Source organism: Streptomyces sp. NBC_00513, from assembly GCF_041431415.1.
In the GTDB taxonomy this organism is placed as follows: domain Bacteria; phylum Actinomycetota; class Actinomycetes; order Streptomycetales; family Streptomycetaceae; genus Streptomyces.
In genome coordinates, this window is sequence record NZ_CP107845.1 from 7,698,495 (window position 1) to 7,718,857 (window position 20,363).

At 71.5% G+C, this 20,363-nt stretch carries 21 protein-coding genes; 16 read left to right on the forward strand and 5 right to left on the reverse strand.

Annotated features, from left to right (window positions below; all coding sequences use genetic code 11):
* The first annotated feature begins 15 nt into the window (after positions 1–15).
* From OHA84_RS34715 to OHA84_RS34770, 12 genes are all read left to right on the forward strand, one after another.
* Positions 16–450, forward strand: a complete 435-nt coding sequence (locus OHA84_RS34715; protein ID WP_266967743.1) for an Rrf2 family transcriptional regulator — start codon at positions 16–18, stop codon at positions 448–450.
* The gene (locus tag OHA84_RS34720) at positions 447–1,382 is read left to right on the forward strand and encodes a DsbA family protein (protein WP_266967741.1); all 936 of its coding nucleotides are present in this window, start codon (positions 447–449) and stop codon (positions 1,380–1,382) included. The genes OHA84_RS34715 and OHA84_RS34720 overlap by 4 nt, the downstream gene beginning before the upstream one ends.
* 495 nt (positions 1,383–1,877) lie before the next feature.
* On the forward strand, positions 1,878–3,464 hold the full coding sequence (locus OHA84_RS34725) for an ABC transporter substrate-binding protein (RefSeq protein ID WP_371591539.1): 1,587 nt from the start codon (positions 1,878–1,880) through the stop codon (positions 3,462–3,464).
* A 31-nt stretch (positions 3,465–3,495) separates the two neighbouring features.
* Positions 3,496–4,524 (forward strand): ABC transporter permease, encoded by a 1,029-nt coding sequence (locus OHA84_RS34730; protein ID WP_371591540.1) that lies wholly within the window; start codon positions 3,496–3,498, stop codon positions 4,522–4,524.
* A 2-nt stretch (positions 4,525–4,526) separates the two neighbouring features.
* Positions 4,527–5,423 (forward strand): ABC transporter permease, encoded by an 897-nt coding sequence (locus tag OHA84_RS34735; RefSeq protein WP_266967739.1) that lies wholly within the window; start codon positions 4,527–4,529, stop codon positions 5,421–5,423.
* Positions 5,420–6,319 (forward strand): ABC transporter ATP-binding protein, encoded by a 900-nt coding sequence (locus OHA84_RS34740; RefSeq protein ID WP_266967738.1) that lies wholly within the window; start codon positions 5,420–5,422, stop codon positions 6,317–6,319. The genes OHA84_RS34735 and OHA84_RS34740 overlap by 4 nt, the downstream gene beginning before the upstream one ends.
* Positions 6,316–7,185: an ABC transporter ATP-binding protein gene (locus OHA84_RS34745; protein ID WP_266967736.1), complete on the forward strand. Its 870-nt coding sequence runs from the start codon at positions 6,316–6,318 to the stop codon at positions 7,183–7,185. The genes OHA84_RS34740 and OHA84_RS34745 overlap by 4 nt, the downstream gene beginning before the upstream one ends.
* Before the next feature lie 32 nt (positions 7,186–7,217).
* Positions 7,218–8,558 carry an LLM class flavin-dependent oxidoreductase gene (locus tag OHA84_RS34750; RefSeq protein WP_266967734.1) on the forward strand — a complete coding sequence of 447 codons (1,341 nt, stop codon included), beginning with the start codon at positions 7,218–7,220 and terminating at the stop codon, positions 8,556–8,558.
* A gap of 9 nt (positions 8,559–8,567) precedes the next feature.
* Positions 8,568–8,705, forward strand: coding sequence for a hypothetical protein (locus OHA84_RS34755; RefSeq protein ID WP_266967732.1), 138 nt, complete (start codon positions 8,568–8,570; stop codon positions 8,703–8,705).
* Positions 8,702–9,220 carry an LLM class flavin-dependent oxidoreductase gene (locus tag OHA84_RS34760; protein WP_266967730.1) on the forward strand — a complete coding sequence of 173 codons (519 nt, stop codon included), beginning with the start codon at positions 8,702–8,704 and terminating at the stop codon, positions 9,218–9,220. Before OHA84_RS34755 ends, OHA84_RS34760 begins: the two co-directional genes overlap by 4 nt.
* A gap of 46 nt (positions 9,221–9,266) precedes the next feature.
* Positions 9,267–10,034 carry an alpha/beta hydrolase gene (locus OHA84_RS34765; RefSeq protein WP_266973811.1) on the forward strand — a complete coding sequence of 256 codons (768 nt, stop codon included), beginning with the start codon at positions 9,267–9,269 and terminating at the stop codon, positions 10,032–10,034.
* A 103-nt stretch (positions 10,035–10,137) separates the two neighbouring features.
* Positions 10,138–10,665 carry a flavin reductase family protein gene (locus OHA84_RS34770; RefSeq protein ID WP_266967728.1) on the forward strand — a complete coding sequence of 176 codons (528 nt, stop codon included), beginning with the start codon at positions 10,138–10,140 and terminating at the stop codon, positions 10,663–10,665.
* A gap of 273 nt (positions 10,666–10,938) precedes the next feature.
* Here OHA84_RS34770 and OHA84_RS34775 read toward each other — a convergent pair whose 3' ends face one another.
* Positions 10,939–11,832 carry an NADP-dependent oxidoreductase gene (locus OHA84_RS34775; protein WP_266967726.1) on the reverse strand — a complete coding sequence of 298 codons (894 nt, stop codon included), beginning with the start codon at positions 11,830–11,832 and terminating at the stop codon, positions 10,939–10,941.
* A 70-nt stretch (positions 11,833–11,902) separates the two neighbouring features.
* Between OHA84_RS34775 and OHA84_RS34780 the strand changes: the two genes are divergently transcribed.
* Entirely contained in the window at positions 11,903–12,478 is a 576-nt protein-coding gene (locus OHA84_RS34780) for a TetR/AcrR family transcriptional regulator (protein WP_266967724.1), read from the forward strand.
* Positions 12,479–12,593: 115 nt separating this feature from the next.
* On the opposite strand, the gene OHA84_RS34785 is transcribed toward OHA84_RS34780, so the two are convergent.
* The gene (locus tag OHA84_RS34785; protein WP_266967722.1) at positions 12,594–13,790 is read right to left on the reverse strand and encodes a PP2C family protein-serine/threonine phosphatase; all 1,197 of its coding nucleotides are present in this window, start codon (positions 13,788–13,790) and stop codon (positions 12,594–12,596) included.
* Positions 13,787–15,394, reverse strand: coding sequence for a CHASE3 domain-containing protein (locus OHA84_RS34790; protein WP_266967720.1), 1,608 nt, complete (start codon positions 15,392–15,394; stop codon positions 13,787–13,789). Before OHA84_RS34790 ends, OHA84_RS34785 begins: the two co-directional genes overlap by 4 nt.
* A gap of 112 nt (positions 15,395–15,506) precedes the next feature.
* On the opposite strand from OHA84_RS34790, the gene OHA84_RS34795 reads away from it, so the two are divergent.
* Entirely contained in the window at positions 15,507–16,280 is a 774-nt protein-coding gene (locus OHA84_RS34795; protein ID WP_266967718.1) for a response regulator, read from the forward strand.
* Between the two features lie 333 nt (positions 16,281–16,613).
* Here OHA84_RS34795 and OHA84_RS34800 read toward each other — a convergent pair whose 3' ends face one another.
* A complete protein-coding gene (locus OHA84_RS34800; protein ID WP_266967716.1) occupies positions 16,614–17,744 on the reverse strand; it encodes an NADH:flavin oxidoreductase in 1,131 nt (376 codons plus the stop codon).
* A gap of 220 nt (positions 17,745–17,964) precedes the next feature.
* Here OHA84_RS34800 and OHA84_RS34805 point away from each other — a divergent pair, with 220 nt between their 5' ends.
* Positions 17,965–18,468, forward strand: coding sequence for a MarR family winged helix-turn-helix transcriptional regulator (locus tag OHA84_RS34805; protein ID WP_266973810.1), 504 nt, complete (start codon positions 17,965–17,967; stop codon positions 18,466–18,468).
* Between the two features lie 102 nt (positions 18,469–18,570).
* Here the strand turns inward: OHA84_RS34805 and OHA84_RS34810 are convergent, their stop codons facing one another.
* The gene (locus OHA84_RS34810; RefSeq protein ID WP_266967714.1) at positions 18,571–19,116 is read right to left on the reverse strand and encodes a TetR/AcrR family transcriptional regulator; all 546 of its coding nucleotides are present in this window, start codon (positions 19,114–19,116) and stop codon (positions 18,571–18,573) included.
* A gap of 105 nt (positions 19,117–19,221) precedes the next feature.
* On the opposite strand from OHA84_RS34810, the gene OHA84_RS34815 reads away from it, so the two are divergent.
* Positions 19,222–20,079 carry an alpha/beta fold hydrolase gene (locus OHA84_RS34815; RefSeq protein ID WP_266967712.1) on the forward strand — a complete coding sequence of 286 codons (858 nt, stop codon included), beginning with the start codon at positions 19,222–19,224 and terminating at the stop codon, positions 20,077–20,079.
* Positions 20,080–20,363: the final 284 nt, after the last annotated feature.

The window sequence follows — 20,363 nt, forward strand, 5'->3', positions numbered from 1 at the left end:
GGGCATGATGGGCGCATGCATATCTCCGCGAAGGCGGACTACGCCACGCGCGCTCTCCTGGAGCTCGCATGTGAGCCGAGCCGCCCGCTGACCTGCGAGGCCATCGCCTCCTCCCAGCAGATTCCGTTCCGGTTCCTGAAGTCCGTCGTGGGCGAACTACGGAAGGCGGGGCTGGTGCGCAGCCAGCGCGGCTGCGAGGGGGGCTACTGGCTGGGCAGGCCCGCGGGTGAGATCACCCTGTTGGACGTGGCGCGGGCGGTGGACGGCGAGTTGATCTCGTTGCGTGGCGAGCCGCTGGCCGGGCTCGTCTACCCCGGCCCCGCCGCGGGGCTGCCCGGCGTGTGGCAGCGGATCGAGGCGGACGCGGCGGCGGTGCTGGGCCGGGCGACGCTGGCTTCGCTGATGCCGGTGGGAGCGGCCGGACGGCTGCCCCGTGAGGGCGCCGCGTGAGCGCCCCACCGGCTCCGTGCGGCGTGCCGACGCCGCCGCCGGAGCTCGAAGTCGTGGAGTACACCGACCCGTTGTGCCCCTGGGCGTGGGGTTCGGAGCCGGTCTTCCGCCGGTTGCGGGCGGCCCTGGACGGCCGGGTGCGCTGGCGGCGCGTGTTCTGCATCCTCTTCGACGAGGACGAGGACCCGGCCCCCGATCCGGCGGCGGAGACCGCCTGGTACGCGCGCTACGTCGAGGACATCACCGCCCACACGCGGGCGCCCCGCGCCGTGGCGCTCGACCGGGTGGCCGCCAGTTCATGGCCCGCCTCCCTCGTCGCCAAGGCCGCGGAGCGGCAGGGCGCCGACGTGGCCGAGCGGGTGCTGCGCCGGCTGCGGGAGAGTGTCTTCGTCCTCGGCGAGCCGGCGGACACCTTCGAGTTGGCGTTGGCCTCGGCGGCGGGTGTCCCGGGCCTGGATCCGGCACGGCTGTCGGTGGACGCCGCGGGCGCCGAGGTGCTCGGGCAGGTGCGCGCGGACCATGCCGAGGCGCGCCGTCCGGTGCCCGAAGTACGGTCCGTACGGGGTGGCTCGCCGCATCCCGGCGCGGCCAAGGAGACCGAGGGTGGGTACCGGTACGCCCTTCCGACGCTGTTGGTCCGTACCCCCGCGCAGTACCGTGCGGTGCCCGGCCGGCGCCCGTACGCGGACTACGTCGCAGCCTTCGCGGAACTGGCACCGGGTCTGCCGGTGGCCGGTGAACCGATCGCTCCGGCGCAGGCGTTGGAGCGTCACCGGAGCCTGACCGAGCCCGAGCGGCCGATGCTCGCGCAGGGCCCCTGGCCGCCGGCGCGGGCGGTCCGGGTGGATACCGGCAATGGTCCCCTGTGGCTGCACCCCGAGGAAGCCGCAGTGCATCCGGCTGTTCGGCTCGGGAGTTCTTCCACCGACTGACAGGCCGTTGACAGGCTTGTGACCTGCGGCGGGGGCGTCCCGCCTCATGAGACACCAATTGGTGTCCATTGACAGCCGTCGGCGGCTGCCCCCAGGATGTGCCCCATGCTTACGACGCACCCCGGTGTGGTGTGCCGCTACGTGGACCTGCGGCGCACCTCCAGCGCTCTCTGTCGCTGACCGACCGCCGCTCCCGGCCCACGGGCGCCTGACCGCTCCCGGCGATCCCGGCCGCCCGCCCGTCCGCCGAGCCGCGACGTCCCCTGTCGAAGCCCTCGTGTTCCACGCTTCGTCGTACCCCCTTCCTCCGCTTTCGGCCGGTGTTCGCGGCCCTGTCGGCGCCGTCCGCCGGCATCACGCGTACCTGCCCGCGCACCGAAGCCGCGACCGCCCTGCCCTCGACCTCCTGTCGACGGGCCGTGTGCGGCCGGCCGGCCATGCCTCCTCCGCGCTTTCCCCCGCCCCAGACCGGGCCACGTCACAGGAAAGATTGAGATGTCCACACACCTCATGCCCCACAGCTCCAGACCGGACGTCCCGCCGGCGCGTCACATCGCCCGGCCGCGCCTCGCGATCCTCGCCACCGCCCTCGTCGCCGTGCTCACCCCGGCCCTCGGCGCCTGCGCCGGAGGCGCCGCCTCGGCCGGCGGCGGAGGTGCGGGCGGCAACGGCACGCTGAAGTGGACCTCCTCCTACTTCCCGGCCCACTGGGATCCGGTCGTCTCCGGCAGCGGCGCCCAGTTCCGGGAACTCGCCCTGGTCTACGCCTCGTTGACCCGTACCGACGAGACCGGCAACGCCGTCCCGGACCTCGCCGAGAGCTGGGAGTACAACGAGAAGGGCGACCAGGTCACCTTCCACCTGCGCCCCGGGCTGAAGTTCACCGACGGCGTGCCGCTCGACGCCACAGCCGTCAAGGACGCCGTCGAGCGGGCCAAGAAGCAGAAGAACTCGGCACTCTTCGGAGACCTGACATCCATTCAGTCCGTCGATGCCAACGGCCTGGACGCGGTACTCCACCTCACTCAGGTCGACTACCAGATACCCCAGCTGCTCGGTCAGCGGGTCCTGCAGATCGCCAGCCCCAAGGCCGCCGCCACTCCCGAGAAACTGGACCAGAACCCGGTCGGCGCGGGCCCGTTCACCATCACCCAGCTGGTCCCGGGCACCAAGGCGGTCCTGAAGAAGAACCCGGCGTACTGGGACGCGAAGAACATCCACATCGACAACGTCGAACTCACCTCCGCCCCCGACGCCTCCACGGTCGTCAACGGCCTGCAGACCGGCGTCTACAACTTCGCCGACATCAAGCCCAGTCAGGCGGACGCCGCCGAGAAGGCCGGCCTGGACGTCTTCGTGCAGCCGGGCTTCAACGCCTCGAACATCAGCCTCAACATCAACAAGGCGCCGTTCGACAACGACAAGGTCGTCGACGCCGTGCGCTACGCGGTCAACCGCCAGGAGTTCGTCGACAAACTCACCTTCGGCCACGGCTCGGTGACCAACCAGCCGTTCCCCAAGGGATACGTCGCCTACGACCCGGAGTCCGAGAACACCCACCCGTACGACCCGGCGAAGGCGCGACAACTGCTCGCCGAAGCGGGCCACAAGCCCGGGGACATCAAGCTCAACCTGGTCATCCCCAACGAAGACCCGCAGGCCGAGATCGTCCAGTCGCAGCTGGCCAAGGTCGGTGTCACCGTCACCATCAAGATCGACAAGAACTGGTCCAACCCCTTCTTCGCCAAGGACCTGACCTTCTCGCTCTACGGCACCACCGGCCGCGACTCGGCCGCGCAGACACTCACCGCCCACTTCGGCCCCAACGGCCCGCTCAACCTCAGCTCGCCCTACGAGCCGAACGGTTTCGAGGCGGCCATCGCGAAGGTCCGCCAGACCCCGCTGGACGCGCCCGACTACCCGAAGGTGTTGCGGGCGGCGACCCGGGCCGGTCTACAGAGCAAGGCGCTGGTCTTCACGTACTCCTCGCCGAACCTCATCGCCAAGAGCAAGTCGATCTCCGCCCTGCCCAAGAACCCGGCGCACATCGACTGGACCGGCGTCACCATCTCCGGCAACTGACTCCCGTCCACCACAGAGAGGAGGCAACCCCGTGACCACCACCGCCCACCCCGCCGCGGCCGCCCGCCGTCGCGGGGCCGCCCTGACCCGGGTGCGACACGCGGCGGTCCGCGTCCTGGCAGCCGTGGCCCGGTCGGTCGCCATCTTCGTCCCCGTCTTCCTGGTCGCGACCTTCGTGACGTTCTCGCTGCGGTCGATGAGCGGGCTCAGCCCGGCACGGATCCAGCTGGGTGAGGAGGCGACCCCCGAGGCGATCCACCGGGTGGAGGCCCAGTGGGGGCTGGACCAGCCCTTCCTGGTCCAGTACTGGGACTGGTTCAGCGGGGTCCTGCACGGCCGGCTCGGCACCAGCTGGGCCAACGGCGCCGACATCTCCACGCTCATCGGGCTCGGCCTGGGGGTGAGCCTGTCCATCGCGACGTTCGCCCTCCTCATCGGCATCGTGGCCGGCTTCCTCCTCGGCGCCGTGGCGGCGCTGCGGCGCACGACGTGGATCGACCGCGCCATCACCGGGTTCGTCACCCTGATCTCGGTGATGCCGGCCTTCGTCGTCGGCATCGTGCTCGTGGTGGTCCTCGCGGTCGGACTCGGCTGGTTCCCCTCCGCCGGGTACGTCCCCGCCGAACAGGGAATCGGGCCGTGGCTCGCCCACATCACCCTCCCGGCCGTCGCGCTGAGCTTCGACGTCATCGCCGACGTCGCCCGCCAACTGCGCGGCGGTCTCATCGCCGCCTACCGCGAGAACTACGTGACGGGCGCGCTGGTACGGGGGCTGAGCCCGCGCCGGATCTTCTTCGGGCACGTGCTGCGCAACGGCCTCGGGCCGGTACTCGCCACCCTGGGCCTGAAGTTCCCCGCCCTGGTCGGAGCCTCCGTCGTCACGGAGTGGATCTTCGGCCTCCAGGGCTTCGGCCGGTTCGCCAACGACGCGGCCCAGGCCGGCGACGTACCGGCCGTACAGGGCGTCCTCGTGGTGTCGATCGCCCTGGTCGTCACCTTCAACCTGATCGTCAACCTGCTGCTGGCCCGCGTGACGCCGGCAGCCCAACGGGGGGTGTGACCATGGTGCGTCGCGTTCTCGCACTCACATCCGGACGGACCGCCGTCGCCATCCTCACCCTGATCCTGCTGCTCGCGGCCCTCGGCCCCCTGCTCGCCCCGCAGGATCCGCTGGCCACCGGCGAACACCCGCTCGCCTCCGCCTCCGGAGCGCACTGGCTGGGCACGGACCACCTCGGCCGCGATGTGCTGAGCCGCCTCCTGGACGGCTCCCGCGTGAGCGTCCTCGGTTCGCTCGAAGTCGCCCTGACGGCGCTCGCCGTCGGCGCGATACCCGGCATCCTGTCCGTCCATCTCGGGCGCGGTTTCGAGTGGCTCACCCTCCGGCTCGCCGACACGCTCGTCGCGTTGCCGTTCCTGCTCTTCGCCGTCGCCGTCATCGCCCTGCTCGGCAACGGCCTCACCCAGGCCATGCTCGTCACCGGCACCCTGGTCTCGCCCCTCCTCTACCGGGTGGCCCGCGCGGCCACCCTCGCCGTGGCCCGCTCGCAGTACGTGGAGGCCGCGCTCATCTCCGGCGCCTCGATCGGCTGGGTCGTACGCCGACACGTCTGGACCAAGGTGCTCCCGCCGATCGCGGTGGCGCTCGCCCAGACCATCGGCCTCGGCTTCATCATCGTCTCCAGCCTCACCTTCCTCGGCATCGGCATCCAGCCTCCCGCGCCCACCTGGGGCGGTCTGCTCGCCTCGGACCTGGGCTACCTCAGCCACCAACCATGGGCCCCCGTCGCACCCGCCCTGCTGATCACCGTCACCGTCTGGGCCGCCAACCTGCTCGCCGACACGATCCGTGACGTCTCCGGGGAAGCCGGCCACGCCCTGGTCAACACCCGCAGGGCCCAAGCCAACCGGCTCAAGAAGCCCGACCCCGACCCCGTCCCCGCCGGAGGCACGCGATGACGACGCTGTCCCACGAAACCGTCCCCGAGCACCTCCCGGGCAGCACCCGCGGTGAACCGTCCGCTCCGGGCGGCCCCACGGCCCCACCGGTGCTCTCGGTACGCGACGTGCACATCACCGATCACGTCACCGGGCGCCGGATCGTCCACGGGGTGAGCTTCGACCTCGCACCCGGCCGGACGGTCGGCATCGTCGGCGAGTCCGGCAGCGGCAAGACCCTCACCTGCCGGGCCGCGCTCGGCATCCTGCCCCCGCACTTCGAGATCACCGCCGGCTCGGTCGAGATCGTCGGCACGGACATCGCCGCCCTGACGCCTCGACAGTGGACCGCCCTGCGCGGTGCCACGATCGGCGCGGTCTTCCAGGACCCCGCCTCCTATCTGAACCCCTCGATCCGCGTGGGCCCGCAAATCACCGAGGTGCTGCGCGTCAAGAAGGGGCTGGGACGGCGGGACGCACGCCGGCGCACCGTCGAACTCCTGCGGGCGGTGCACCTGCGCGATCCGGAACTGGTCTACGGCCAGTACACGCACGAGCTGTCCGGAGGCATGCTCCAACGCGTCCTGATCGCGGCCGCGATCTGCGCGGACCCGCGGATCCTCATCGCCGACGAGGCCACGACCGCCCTCGACGTCACCGTCCAGGCAGAGATCCTCGACCTGCTCGCCGACCTGCGCGAGAGCGCCGGGCTGGCCCTCGTCGTCGTCTCCCACGACCTGGCCGTCGTCGCCCAACTGTGCGACGAGGTGTTGGTGATGCGCCAGGGCCACGTCGTGGAGCAGGGCCCGACGCGGGCCGTGCTCCACCAGCCGCGGCACGAGTACACCCGACTGCTCATCGCCGAGCACGAGCAGTACGGCCTAGACAAGTTCCTCGCACCCCAGGAGGCGTCGTGACCGTCGCACCCGCTCCCGAAGCCCCTGACGCCGCCACTCGGCCGCCGGGGCCGGTCCTCGAAGTCACCGACCTCGACGTGCACTACGGCCCGCGCCGCCGACGTCAACACGCCCTGCGCGGAGTGTCGTTGAGCATCGCGCCCGGGGAGACCCTCGGCATCATCGGCGAGACGGGCTCAGGCAAGTCCACCCTCGCCCGCACCGTCCTCGGCCTGGTCCGCCCCTCGGCGGGCTCGATCCGCGTCGCCGGCGAGGAGGTGACCCACCACGACCGCCGCCAGTGGCGCGGCCTGCGGCGCCGCGGCATCGTCCAGTACGTCTTCCAGGACCCGCTGCGCAGCCTCGACCCGGACCTCACCGTCGAGGAGTCCCTGGCCGAGCCGCTGCTCATACGGGGCGTCGCGCCCGGGCAGGCCGCCGCGCGGGTCCGCTCGTTCCTCGCCCGCGTCCACCTCTCCGAGGAACTGCTCGGCCGGCTGCCCGGAGAGCTGTCCGGCGGTCAGCGCCAGCGCGTGGCGGTGGCCCGCGCCCTGGTCACCGATCCGAGACTGGTCATCCTCGACGAGCCGGTCAGCGCCCTCGACTCCGCCAACCGGGTCCAGGTCCTGGAGATCCTCAAAGAACTCCGCGCCGCCGGGGTCGCCCTCGTGTTCATCTCCCACGACCTCGGCTCCGTCGCCGGCACCGCAGACCGCATCGCGGTCCTCTACCGGGGCGAACTCGTCGAGACCGGCGCCACCCGCGACCTCGTCAGGGCCCCCCGGCACCCCTACACCCGCCTGCTCCTCGGCTCCGCGCCCACCCTGCGCTCCGCACCGGCGGACCGAGCCGAACGGGAGGCCCTGCGCACCCTCCTGCACACCTGATCCCACCGCCTCCACGACAGACAGGACCCACGATGTCCCGCACGATCCACCTCGCACTCCACCCCTACGGCGTCGGCGGCCCCGGCCAGCACGGCCTGTGGAAGGACCCGCGCGTCGCGAAGAACTCCAGCATCGACATCAACTACTACATCAACCAGGCCAAGGCGGCCGAACACGCCCTCTTCGACGCCCTGTTCATCGTCGACAGCCAGTTCATCAACGCCACGTACCCGGCGCACTACCTCAACCGCCTCGAACCACTCACCCTGCTGTCGGCGGTCGCCACCCACACCCGGCACATCGGACTGGTCGGCACGGCGAGCTCCACCTACAACTCGCCGTTCAACCTCGCCCGCCGGTTCGCCTCCCTCGACCACATCAGCGGGGGCCGAGCCGGCTGGAACGTCGTGACCAGCTTCGACACCGGCACGTCGAAGAACTTCGGGCTCGAAGAGCACCTCGACTACACCACCCGATACGGCCGCGCCGTGGAGTTCGTCAAGGTCGCCCGCGGCCTGTGGGACTCCTACGAGGACGACGCGTTCCCGGCCGACCCGGATCGAGGCGTCTTCCTCGACCCCTCGAAGTTGCACGCGCTGGAGCACCGCGGCGAGCACTTCGACGTGGCGGGGCCCCTCAACCTCTCCCGCTCCCCGCAGGGCCAGCCGGTGATCTTCCAGGCCGGGGTCTCCGAGGAGGGCCGCGACCTCGCCGCACAGGTGGCCGAGGGCATCTACGCACCCGGAGGCTCCCTGGAGCAGGCGCAGGCGTACTACTCCGACATCAAGACACGAACCGCCGCGTACGGCCGCGATCCCGAGCACATCAAGATCTTCATCCACGGCGGTCCGGTCGTCGCCGCCACCGACGAGGCCGCCCGGCTCCGCGAGCGGGAGATCTTCGAGGAGGACAACGACTTCGACCGCAACCTGGCCCTGCTCGGCCGGTCCTTCGGCGCGTACGACTTCAGCGCGCACGACCTGGACGCCCCCTTCCCCGACGTCGCGCACCTCGCGGAGAAGGGGGGCCGGACGGGCGCGGCCAAGCTCATCGAGCGGGCCCGCACCGAGAACCTCACACTCCGCCAAGTCGGCGCGTTGGTGAACGAGTTCCACCGCTCACCCTTCGTCGGCTCACCGGACACCGTCGCCGACACCATCGAGAAGTGGTTCGAGGCCGGCACCTTCGACGGCATCAACCTCGCCTTCCGCACCGGCGACGACCTCGAACTCTTCGTGGACGGAGTGGTCCCGCGGCTGCAGAAGCGCGGCCTGTTCCGCACCGAGTACGCGGCCGACACCCTGCGGGGCAACCTCGGCCTGCCGATCCCGGCCAACCGCCACAGCCGCGCACCCCAGCTCCTGAACAGCTGAGGACCGGTCATGACCGAAGTTGCGGTGACCGGTGGGCGCGACGTGCACACCGTCCGATTCCCGACCGCGACCGCGACCCCGCCGGCCGCCGCATCCGGCCACGACGCCGCCGACGGGACCCGCACCGCTGAAGGCAGCCGCCCGTGACCATCGAGACCCCGCGTTTCAGACTCGGCTTCCTCACCCACGTCCAGGGCCGGGGCGACGACCCCCGCCGGAGCTACCGCAACGCCCAGGAACTCTTCGTCGCCGCGGACGAACTCGGTTTCGACGTGGGATGGGTCGCCCAGCACCACGTCTCCCAGGGCGGAGGCGGCCTGTCCTCACCGTGGACCTTCCTCGCCCACGCCGCGGCGAGAACCCGCCGCATCCGCCTCGGCACCGCCGTCACGGTCCTCCCGCTGGAGGATCCGGTCCGCCTCGCCGAGGACGTTTCCACCGTCGACGCGCTCAGCGACGGCCGGGTCGAGATCGGAGTCGGCAGCGGCTCCGACGAGGTGGAGTACGCCGCGACCGACTTGATCACCCAGTTCAACCCGGCCGTTCCGGATCACGACGCGGCGTTGCGTGCCCTCGAACTCATCGCGACGCAGGTGGCGCCGGCTCTGGGCTGGAAGCCCTCGACCGGCACCCCGCCCGACCCCACGCCCGCAGGAGCATGAGATGACCCAGCACACCGTTCCCACTGACAGGGCCGGCAACGCCGAGATCGCCGGCCACACCGACCACCACGCCCCCGAGGGTCTCCTCACCCGCGGCACGGTCATCGTGGTGCCCGGCCGAGGGGAGACCCGGGCCACGTACGCGCGGTTCGGCAAGCGACTCGCCGCCGACGCCTACCGGGTGCGGGTCGTCGACCCGCCGCAGGCCGAGGACGAGCTCCCGGGCGGCACGTCGGTCGACTTCGGCGCCCGGCTCGCGCGAGCCGTGGAGGGAACCGCCGACGGCGACGGCGTGGTACGGCCGTTGGTACTGGTCGGAGCCGACGCGGGTGCCGCCGCCGTGGCGGCGCTCCTGACCCGGCAGGCGCAGGCGCAGGCCCTGGAACCGGACGGGGTCGTCCTCGCCGGGCTGCCGGGGCACGCCACCGGCTCGGTGGACACCTGGGACGCCGAACTCGACGTACGCACCGCCTGCCCCACGCACCGGGGCGTGCTGAGCGACGACGCCGAGGTCCGCCGGGGGTCGCTGGCCGAACCGGTCCCGGACTCCCTGCTCGACGCCGTGTACGAGGGCACCGTCGCCGCCCCGACACTGCTGCTCATCGGCGACGCCGACCCACTGGCCGACCACGAGGATCTCGCCCGGGTCGCCAAGTCGTTGCCCCGTGCCCGGCTTTCGCTGGTCCGCGGCGCCCACCACGACGTCCTCAACGACGTGCAGCACCGTTCCGTGGCGGCGGAGGTCGTCACCTTCCTGGAGACCGTAAGGGACGGACTGACCCCGGTGGTCGTGGTCGAGTCGAGCGCGTGGTGACCGGCGCGTACCCGCGTCCCCTACCCGCTCCGCTCCACGACCCCCGGCTCCACGACCCCCGGCTCCACACCACATCGCACTCCACCAGCCGAAGGGAACCGGCATGACCATCTCCACCGACCCCGTCACCCAGCCCTCCGTGGCTCCCGCGGTCGACACGGCCGCCGACGTGTTGCGTCACACCCTGCGGCGGCACGCCGCCGGTGTCACGGTGATCACCGTCCCCGGGCCCGCGGGGTTCACGGCCACCTCGTTCACCTCCGTGTCGCTGCGGCCGCCCCTGGTTGCCTTCTACCTGGACCTCGGCGCCTCGACCGCGGGATCCGTACAGCGCGCGGACCGGTTCGCCGTCCACCTGCTCGGCACCGGGAACACCGCGCTGGCACGGCAGTTCGCGCGAAGCGGCGTCGACCGCTTCGAGGGGGTCCGCTGGACGCGGGAGGCCGATGGGCTCCCGCTCCTGGAGGACGTGCCCGCCTGGCTGACGGCCCGCATCACCCAGCGCCGGCACATCGGCGACCACCTCTTGGTCGTCGGCGAGGTGGAGACGGGCGAGGTCGCCGAGGACGCCCCCGCGCTGGTCCACCATGACGGTGCGTTCGCCGCGGCACACCGGCTGCCCTCCCCGTAGCCGGCCGGGCGATCATGTGCGGAGCCGGATGACGCCGGCTGCTCCGGTACGGACTCGAACCGCGTGCGATCCGCCCGCCGCCCCGGGATGACGACCAGGGACGGCGGGCGGCAGCAACCGTCCGGGCCCAGGTGGACCTCGGTGGTGAACCCGCCCGGCGAGCGGCCCGGGTCCTCGCCTCCCGCATCACCTCCACCAGGCGGGGGATGGGCACGAGGCTCTGCCGACGGCGTCTCGTCCCGCTGCCCCTCCTCGCGCCGGGCCGGCCGCGGCTCAAACGACCAGGACCCGGCGCCCCCGGGTGTGGCCCGCGCGGCTGTCAGAGTGCGCCGCCGCTGCCTCGGTGAGCGGGTACGACTTCTCGACCGGGATGTGGAGCCTGCCCCGGGAGATGAGGTCAACGGCCTCGGCGAGCGCGTCCGGCACGCTCCCGGCCACGCCGGAGAACCGGACGCCCAGCTGCGGCGCACCGAGGTCGGCGATGGAGACGACCTTGCGCGGGTCCCCGGTCAGCTCGACGAGTTCGCGGATCACGCCCGAGCCGGCCAGATCCAGGGCCGCGTCGACCCGGCCCAGGTGCCGCACCCGTTCGACCCAGCCCTCGTCGTACGTCGTGGCGAGGGCGCCCAGGCCGCGCAGATAGTCCTGGTTCGCGGCCCCCGCCGTGCCGATCACCGTGATCCCGCGCGCGCGGGCGATCTGCAGCACCGCCGACCCGACGCCGCCGGACGCGCCGCTGACCAGCAGCGTCTGCCCGGGCCGCACGCCGACCTCGCGGATGACGCGCAGCGCGGTCTCCACCACCGACGGATACCCGGCCGCCTCCTCGAAGGCCAGTCCCTCGGGCATCCGGGCCCAGGCCGACAGCACGGCGAATTCGGCGTACGTGTCGGCGCCTTCGCCGAACACGCGGTCGCCGACCTCGACCCCCTCGACGCCTTCGCCGACCTCATCCACCACCCCCGCGGCGTCCAGTCCGACCCCGGCGGGCAGCTCGACCGGATGGGCTCCCAGGACCTGGCCCTCCCGGATCCTCCAGTCGACGGGGTTGACTCCCGCCGCCCGTACGGCGATGCGTATCCGACCGGGGCCCGCGTGGGGCTCCTCGGCTTCCACCAGGCGCAGGACCTCGGGACCGCCGAACTCGGCGAAGCTGATTTTCCTCATGCGATCGAAGATAGCCCTAACGGTTAGGGTTTCACAACGGTTATGAATTCATACCTGGTAGTGTCACGGCATGACCGAGCCTTCCGGACGCCGCGAACGCAAGAAGGCCGCGACCCGTCAGAAGATCGCCGACACCGCGCTGCGCCTCTTCATGGAGCGCGGATACGAGGCCGTGGGCATCCGTGACGTGGCGGCCGAGGCAGACGTGGCCGTCACCACCGTCTTCGCCCACTTCGCCTCGAAGGAGGCCCTGGTCTTCGAGCGCGACCAGGACTTCGAGCAGCGACTCACGCGAGCGGTATCCGACCGGCCTCCGCACGAGCCGCTCATCCCGGCGCTGCACCGCGAGGTCCAGGCCCTGGTGCGGCACTGCACGGCGGAGGGCGGTGCCTCCGTCCGACGCATGATCGAGGGGTCACCCGCCCTGCGGGAATACGAGGAATCGATGAGCCTGCGTCACGCGCAGGCGCTGGCAGGGGCACTGACCGCCGATCCCCACCTGTCCCGGAGTGCGACCGCCTGCCGGGCGACCGCGCGGTTCGCCATCGACGCCTACGCGCTGGCCTGCCGGGCGGACGATCCCGGGGCCACGGTGGACGAGGTCTTCCGGATGATCAAGGCGGCCTGGGACGCCGCCGCGCCCTGAGTCGTGGACGCCCGCGCGCTGCGGCCGGCGCCGGGGCACGACACGTGCGGGTGTGCCCGGGCGGCCCGTACCGGACCCGTTCACCCGATCATGTGACTACCGTCGCCCGGGTGTCTCAGGGGCGTCGGCTCTGCCGGAAGTTCCAGTCCAGGCGGAGGATCGCGATGTCGTCGGTGTGACGTCCGGCGTTGAGGGCCCGTGCTTCCTTGATGAGCCGGTCGACGTGCGCGGCGGGGTCCGCCGGCGGCCGGCGGTCGATGAGTCCGAGCAGGCCTTCGACTTCGAGCCGGCCGGTGGGGGTGTGGTTGTGTCCTTCGGTGAGGCCGTCGGTGTAGAGGGTGAGGGCACCGGCTTCCGGGAGCGGGATGACGGTGGCCGTCCAGTTGCGGAGTCTGGGGGCGAAGCCCAAGGCGATGCCATGCGCGGCGGCCACTTCCCGGGTGTCCTCGGCGGTGGTGAGGAGGGGTTCGTGGTGGCCGGCCAGGTGGACGGTCGCGGTCGCGGTGGCTTCGTCGAGGGTCAGGAGGGTGCAGGTGGCGAACATGGGCAGGCCGGCGCGTTCGGCGATCAGGATGCGTTGCATCAGATGGAGGAGGTCTGTGCCGCGGTGTCCGCCGAGGATGAGGGTGCGCCAGGCGATGCGCAGGCAGACGCCGAGGGCGGCCGCGTCGGGTCCGTGTCCGCTGACGTCACCGATGACGGCGTGCAGCACCCCGTCGTCGCCCTCGACGACGTCGAGGAAGTCGCCTCCGAGCAGGGCGTGTTCGGCGCTGGGGAGGTAGCGGGTGGTGACGGTGACCGTGGAGGTGTCGAGGATGGGGCGGGGCAGCAGACCGCGTTCCAGACGGGCGTTCTCCTCCGTCCGCAGGCGGGTGGCCTGGGCCTCCGCGGCGGCCTGTTCGGTCTGGCTGCGGTAGACGGCGTAGCGGATGGTGCGGTGCAGGAGTTCGGCGTCGACCTTGCCCTTGACGAGGAAGTCCTGGGCGCCTGCGGCCATGGCCTCGGTGCCGGCCTGTGCCTCGGACAGGCCGGTCAGGACGATGACCGCGGTGTGGGGGGCCAGGCCGCGGACGGTGGCGACCGCGTCGACGCCCCAGATGTCCGGCAGGTGCAGGTCGAGGAGGACGCAGTCGATTCGGTGGGCGGCCAGTTCGACGCGGGCCTCGGCGAGGGTGGTTCGGGTGGTGAGCTCGAACCGCATTCCGGTGTCGTGGAGGAGTTCCTCGACGAGCAGGGCGTCGCCCTCGTCGTCCTCGACGAGCAGGATGCGGTACAGAGGCTCGTCGGGGGAGCCCGCCGTGGCGTTGGTCATGGTCGCGGCTCCGCTCCGACGCGGATCGCCTCGGGCATCGCGTCGGGTCCGGGGCGTTCGGCGGGTACGGGTGCCAGGGTGAACGTGATCCGGGCGCCGTCGCGGTAGTCGGGGTCGATGGTGATGGTGCCGCCGTGGAATTCGACGATCTTCTTGACCATGGCGAGGCCGATGCCGTTGCCGGAGTAGACGTCCTTGGTGTGCAGGCGCTGGAAGATCACGAACACCTTGTCGGTGTACTCGGGGGCGATGCCGATCCCGTTGTCCGTGACGGTGAACCGCCACAGGTCGCCCTCCCGCGCCGCCGCCACGTGGATGCGCGGCGGCTCGTCCGGACGGCGGAACTTGACGGCGTTGGCGATCAGGTTCTGCCAGAGCATGCCCATCTGCGTGGGGTCGGCGACCAGCGTCGGCAGCGGGTCGTGAGTGACCTGTGCTCCGCTCTCCTCGATGGCGACGCTCAGCGCGGACACGGTCCCCTCCAGCGTCTTGTCGAGTTCGACGCTCTGGTTCGTCTTGTGGACGCGTCCGACGCGGGAGAAGGCGAGGAGGTCGTTGATGAGGGTCTGCATGCGGTTCGCGCCGTCGACGGCGAAGTCGATGTACTGGTCCGCCTTGGCGTCGAGCTGTCCTCCGTAGCGGCGCTGCAGGAGCTGAGTGAAGCTGGAGACCTTCCGCAAGGGTTCCTGGAGGTCGTGCGAGGCCACGTAGGCGAACTGTTCCAGCTCCGCGTTGGATCGCTGCAGATCGGCGGCCTGCGCGTCCAGTCGCAGCCGGGCCGCTTCGACGAAGGCGAGCTCCCTCACCAGACGGTGGCGCATGAAGTCGATCTCGCCGCTGAGGTGCCGCAGGTCGGCGGGGCCGCTGGGAGTGATGGGGTGCTCGAAGTCGCCGCCGGCGATGGCCCGCGCCTGCGCACCGAGTTGCTCCAGGGGTGTGTTGATGCCGCGGCGCAGTCCTTCGAAGACGAGCGCGGCCAAGAGCACGATCACCAAGGCGATGGTGGCGAACAGCGAGTTCCGAAGCGTCATCGTCGCCAGGAGGTCTTCCCTGGCCCGTGCCCGTTCCTCGCGCAGGCGGTCCTGCTGCGCGGTCATGGCCGCCCGGACCTCGTCGAAGGTGCTCTTGCCCTCGACGGCGCGTTCGGCGACCAGCGGGGAGGGCGTCCCCGGCGGTGAGGCGGCGATCGGCTGGGCGATCCGCTCCTGCCACCGCTCCAGGCGCTCCCGCACGGTTCCCAGATCCTTCAGAGCCGCGTCGTCGCCCCGCAGGAGTTCCGCGAGACGCGTGACGTCCGCCTCCTGTTCGGTGAGGCCCTGCCGGTAGGGGGTGAGGAAGTCCGGGGTTCCGGTCAGTCCGTAGCCCCGGATGCCGGTCTCCTGGTTGAGGACCGCGGATTCCAGCCGCAGCGCCGTGCTCAACGCGGGGGAGCGTACGTCGACGAGGTTGTCGCTGATGGACGAGGTTCGCCCCAGCACCCATGCTCCCGTGGTTCCCAGCAGGGTGAGGACCACCAACGACGCGGCCACCCCGACGCGCAGCCAGCGCCGGGTCGTCCACGTGGAGAGCCGCCTTGCGCGCGGCTGCCCTTGATCGCCGGTCATCGTGTGAACTCCTCGTCGCGAAAGCCGCCTTGGACAGCGGACAGCTGCCCTACTCTAGAGGGGAGGCAACCCGTGTTGTGGCGAGCCCGAGCGGGGCCCTAGGGTGCCGGGTATGCCTGGCAAGAACTTCGTGTTGCGGACCACACCGCGGGAGACGGCCGCCGTCGCGGACGCGGCGGTCGCCGACCTCGCGCGGCGCCTGGCCTACCGACTGCTGGAAGTCCCCGAGGACCCGGCGGCCAACGATCCCGCGCAGGCCCTCGCCCTGCTCCACCTGCTGGACCAGCTGCAAGAGGCCACCGAACGGCTCCAGCGGGAGGCCGCCAAGACGGCCGCCCGAGCGGGGGCCGGTTACCCGCAGATCGGGGCGGCCTGCGGGATGACCCGCCAGGGAGCCCGGCGACGGTGGCCGGGGCTCTTCAACCACACCGACGAAGCCCCCGCGGAGCAGACGATGACGATCAGCCCGGCACGTCCCTTCGACGTCCTGCTCGTCGAGGACGACATGGCCGACGCCCTGCTCATCGAGGAAGCCCTCTCCGAACGCGGGGCCCGCAACCTGGTCCAGGTCACCGACGGAGTCGCGGCACTGGAACACCTCCGCGCCCCGGGCAGCGTCCGCCCGGACCTGATCGTCCTCGACCTCAACATGCCGCGGATGAACGGGCGCGACCTGCTCAAGGTCCTCAAGGGCGACGAGGACCTCCAGACCATCCCCGTCGTGATCCTGACCACCTCCACAGCCCCCGACGACGTCGCCGGCGCCTACGGCAGCCACGCCAACGCGTACGTGAACAAGCCGGTCAACCTGGAGGATTTCGAGCGGGCCGTCCAGAGCATCGACGCCTTCTACCTCGACACCGCCACCCGCCCGCCCCGCCCCTGAGGCCCCTGGATCCCCCACGCGGCCGCGTCGCCCGGCTCGCCCGCCACGGTACTGGCGCGCGGCCGGTCGGCGGCGAAGTCCGTGCCGTGCGGGGCGCGCTGGGGCGGGTCCCGGGCCCGGTCCGACAGCCCACGTCCCCGTGCCGCCGGCCCGGGCCTGTCGCCGGCCGGGCGCGTGCTTGTGCCGATGCCGTGGGCTTCACCGAACCCCGAACCTCGGACGCCCGGCGACTGTCGACCGGCCGGCGCGCGAACGCCCCGTGACCTCGGCGAACCGATGTCACGGGGCGTCCTCGGGCGTCCGGTCCGAACGGCTCCGGCTGCCGGCTGAGGGCTACCGGCTGAGCGACTTGAGCGCCGCGGCGTCGTACGGCTTCAGCTCGTCGAAGCGGTTGCCCAGGACCTTCGCCGCCCACTGCGGGTCCTGGAGCAGTGCCCGGCCGACGGCGACCATGTCGAACTCCTCGCGTTCCATGCGGTCCAGGAGGTTGTCGATGTCGCCGAGCGCCGCACCCTCGCCCGCGAAGGCGCGGATGAAGTCGCCGTCGAGGCCGACCGAGCCGACGGTGATGGTCGGCCGGCCGGTCAGCCTCTTGGTCCAGCCCGCCAGGTTCAGGTCGGAGCCCTCGAACTCCGGGAGCCAGTAGCGCCGGGTGGAGGCGTGGAACACGTCGACGCCCGCCGCCGCCAGCGGGGCCAGGATCGCCTCCAGCTCCTGCGGGGTCTGCGCGAGGCGGGCGTCGTAGGCCTCCTGCTTCCACTGGGAGTAGCGGAAGATCACCGGGAAGTCGGCCGGGACGCGCTCGCGGACCGCGGCCACGATCTCCGCGGCGAACTTCGTACGGGCCACCGCGTCGCCGCCGTAGGTGTCGGTGCGGCGGTTGGTCCGCTCCCACAGGAACTGGTCGAGCAGGTAGCCGTGGGCACCGTGGAGTTCGACTCCGTCGAAGCCGATCCGCTCGGCCTCCGCGGCGGCGTCGGCGAACGCGCCGATGACGTCGTCGAGGTCGGTGCGGGTCATCGCCCTGCCGGTCCCCTCGGTGCCGTCGACGCGGATGCCGGAGGGGCCGACAGCGGGGGCGTCGGCATACGGTGCCTCGCCCTGCTTGCGCACCATGCCTATGTGCCACAGCTGGGGCACGATCGTGCCGCCCGCCTCGTGCACGGCCGCGGCGACCTTCGCCCACCCCGCCAGCTGGTCCTCGCCGTGGAACCGCGGGACCCGGTCGCTCTGCCCGGCGGAGTCGTGACCGACGTAGGTGCCCTCGGTGACGATCAAGCCCACCCCGGCGGCGGCCCGGCCGGCGTAGTACGCCTGGACATCCTCGCCGGGCACGCCGCCGGGGGAGAACATCCGCGTCATCGGCGCCATCGCGATGCGGTTGGGGACGGTCAGGCCGTTCAGCTTGATCGGCCGGGACAGGATCTCGGCCGCGCGGGAAGCGGTGGACGTGGTGCCGGTCATGCGGATCCTCCGGAGTGAGGCTGTGGCTCGTCGGACGGCAACGAGAAGTGCATAGTACACACTCTATGTATCATGCATATTGCCGCGTCCGACCGTCGAGCGGCTCGCCCGCAGGCGAGCCGCGCGGGGGCCGCCGGTCCCCTCGGGCGCACAGGTCCGCGATAATGGGGCGCCGGAATAAACGGGAGGCGCAGTGCTGGAGAAACTGGAGCGGGAGCTGATGCTGCTCTCGCGGCACCAGGTGCTTGCCCGGCGCGAGCGCGACCCCGAACGCCTGGAGCGGTCGGCGTACCTGCTGCTCAGCCGGATCGACACGGAAGGCCCCATGTCCATCGGACAGTTGGCGGACGCCTTCGCGCTCGACACCTCGACGGTGAACCGCCAGACGGCCGCGCTGCTGCGCTGCGGACTGGCCGAGCGCGTCGCGGACCCCGAAGGCGGCATGGCCCGCAAGCTGTGCATCACCGCTGAAGGCGGGCGCCGGCTCGCCCAAGACCGTGAGGTCAACCGGTCCTGCCTGGCCCGGGTGGTCGCCGGCTGGTCCCCCGAGGAAGTGCGGGAGCTGGAGGACGTCCTGGTCCGGCTCAACCGCAGCGCCGAGGCCCTCGAAGGGCGGTTCTGGCCGCGCACGGAGGAAGACGACGCGCGCACCGCATGCCGACCGCCGACCCCACGCGAATCCCCGACCGCCGCTCCGCGGGAACCCGCGACTCCCGCCCCGTAGGCCCGCCCGCGGCGAGCCCCGTGGAACGCCCGCACGTCGGGCGGCGCCCGGGTCGGTCAGTGGGCGCGCTCGCGCGCCGGCGGGCCATGACGCTGCCCGAGATCAGTCCTCACTCGTCCGAGGGCGAGCCGTGCGCAACAACTCGGCCATCGACCGGCCTGCCACGCGGAGCGGTTCCGGATCGCGGGCGGCCCGGCTCAGCATGAAGGCCCCCTCCAGCATCATGACCATCGAGTACGCGAGGGACCGTGCCCTCTCCGGTTCGGCCACCCAGCGACCGAACCACTGCGTCGCGGCATCGACCCACTCTTCGAACACCTCCGCCGTCGCGACCCGCAGCACTTCATCGCTGCCGGCGACCTCCAGTGCCACCGTCCCGATCGGGCACGCGTCGGCGTAGTCGGCAGCCGCAAGGTCGTTCGCGGCCGCTTCGAATGCGTGCACGAGGGATTCCATCGGGTCCGGCACGCTGTCCAGCAGGGCCAGCACCATGCGGCCGTACTCGGTTCCGGACGTTCGGATCGCGTCCTCGGCCAGTTGCTGCTTGCCACCGGGAAAGAAGTGGTAGATCGAGCCGAACGGTGCGTCCGCCTCCGCCGCGATGCGCTTCAGGCCGGTGGCCGCGTAGCCGTGGCGACGAAACAGCACCGTGGCGGCACCCTGGATCCTGGCTCGTGTGTCCGACCGTCCCATTGCGTTCCGCCTCTCTTCGCTCCAAGATTACAGTAGAACGATCTATCTAGAGGGGGCGCGATGCCCAGGGTCGAGTTGTCGTCCGGACCGATCGACTTCCAGGACACCGGGGGAGAAGGGCCTGTGCTGGTGTTCGGCCACGGCCTGCCCATGAACGAGACCCAGTGGCGCAAGGTCGTCCCGCGCTTGGACGGATACCGCTGTGTCCTGCCCACGCTGCCCCTCGGTGGCCACCGTCACCCGATGAACCCGGATGCCGACCTGTCCCAGCGCGGTGTCGCCCTGCTGCTGGGGGAGTTCATCGAGGCACTCGGTCTCGACGAGGTGACTCTCGTGCTCAACGACTGGGGTGGGGGCCAGTTCCTGGTGTCGGAAGGGCGGGCGCAGCGAGTCGCGCGCCTGGTACTGGTGGCCTGCGAGGCCTTCGACAACTTTCCTCCCGGGCCCGCCAAGGTCATGGCCCGGGTGTGTGGGGTCCCCGGCGGCGTCCGGCTCCTGACGAGGCTCATGCGCCTTCCCGCGTTCCGCCACAACCGGGGCGGATACGGCGGGATGAGCCTGCGCGGGATCCCCGACGAGATCATGGACGACTGGTTCGCTCCGGCCACTCGAAGCAGGGCCATTCGCAGGGATTTCGCGAAGTTCGCCACCGGGGCCCCGAACCGTGAGACCTTGCTCGCCTGGAGCGAGCGCCTGAGCGACTTCGATCGTCCCGTACTGGTCGTCTGGGCCACCGAGGACCGATTGATGCCACGCGAGCACGGCCCCCGGTTGGCCGAGCTGTACCCGCAGGGGCGGCTGATCGAGATCGCGGACTCGTCCACTCTGATCCCTGAGGATCAGCCCGAACGACTCGCCGAAGTGCTCACCGACTTCCTGATCCAGACCGGAGCGGAGCCGGTTCGGCACGTCGACTGAAGTGCGAGAGCGGTAGCCGGATCCCGGGAAGACGACCGACATGGCCATCGCCGGCACGTGGGCCTTCCTCGTCGATCGTGGCCTGACCGCGCAGGCGCCCCTGGCCCACCGGGTCGCCGCGCCCTCCGGTGCTTTGCGGCCACCGACGGCGCAGGCGGCGAGTGCACGGTGATGTGCGACGGGATGACTGGTTCCCGTCATTTGTCCGCTGTGGGCAGCCTGCGAAGTCCATCCCTGTCGCATGGACCCCATACGCCTTTCCCTGCGTCAACAGGGGGCGTCGC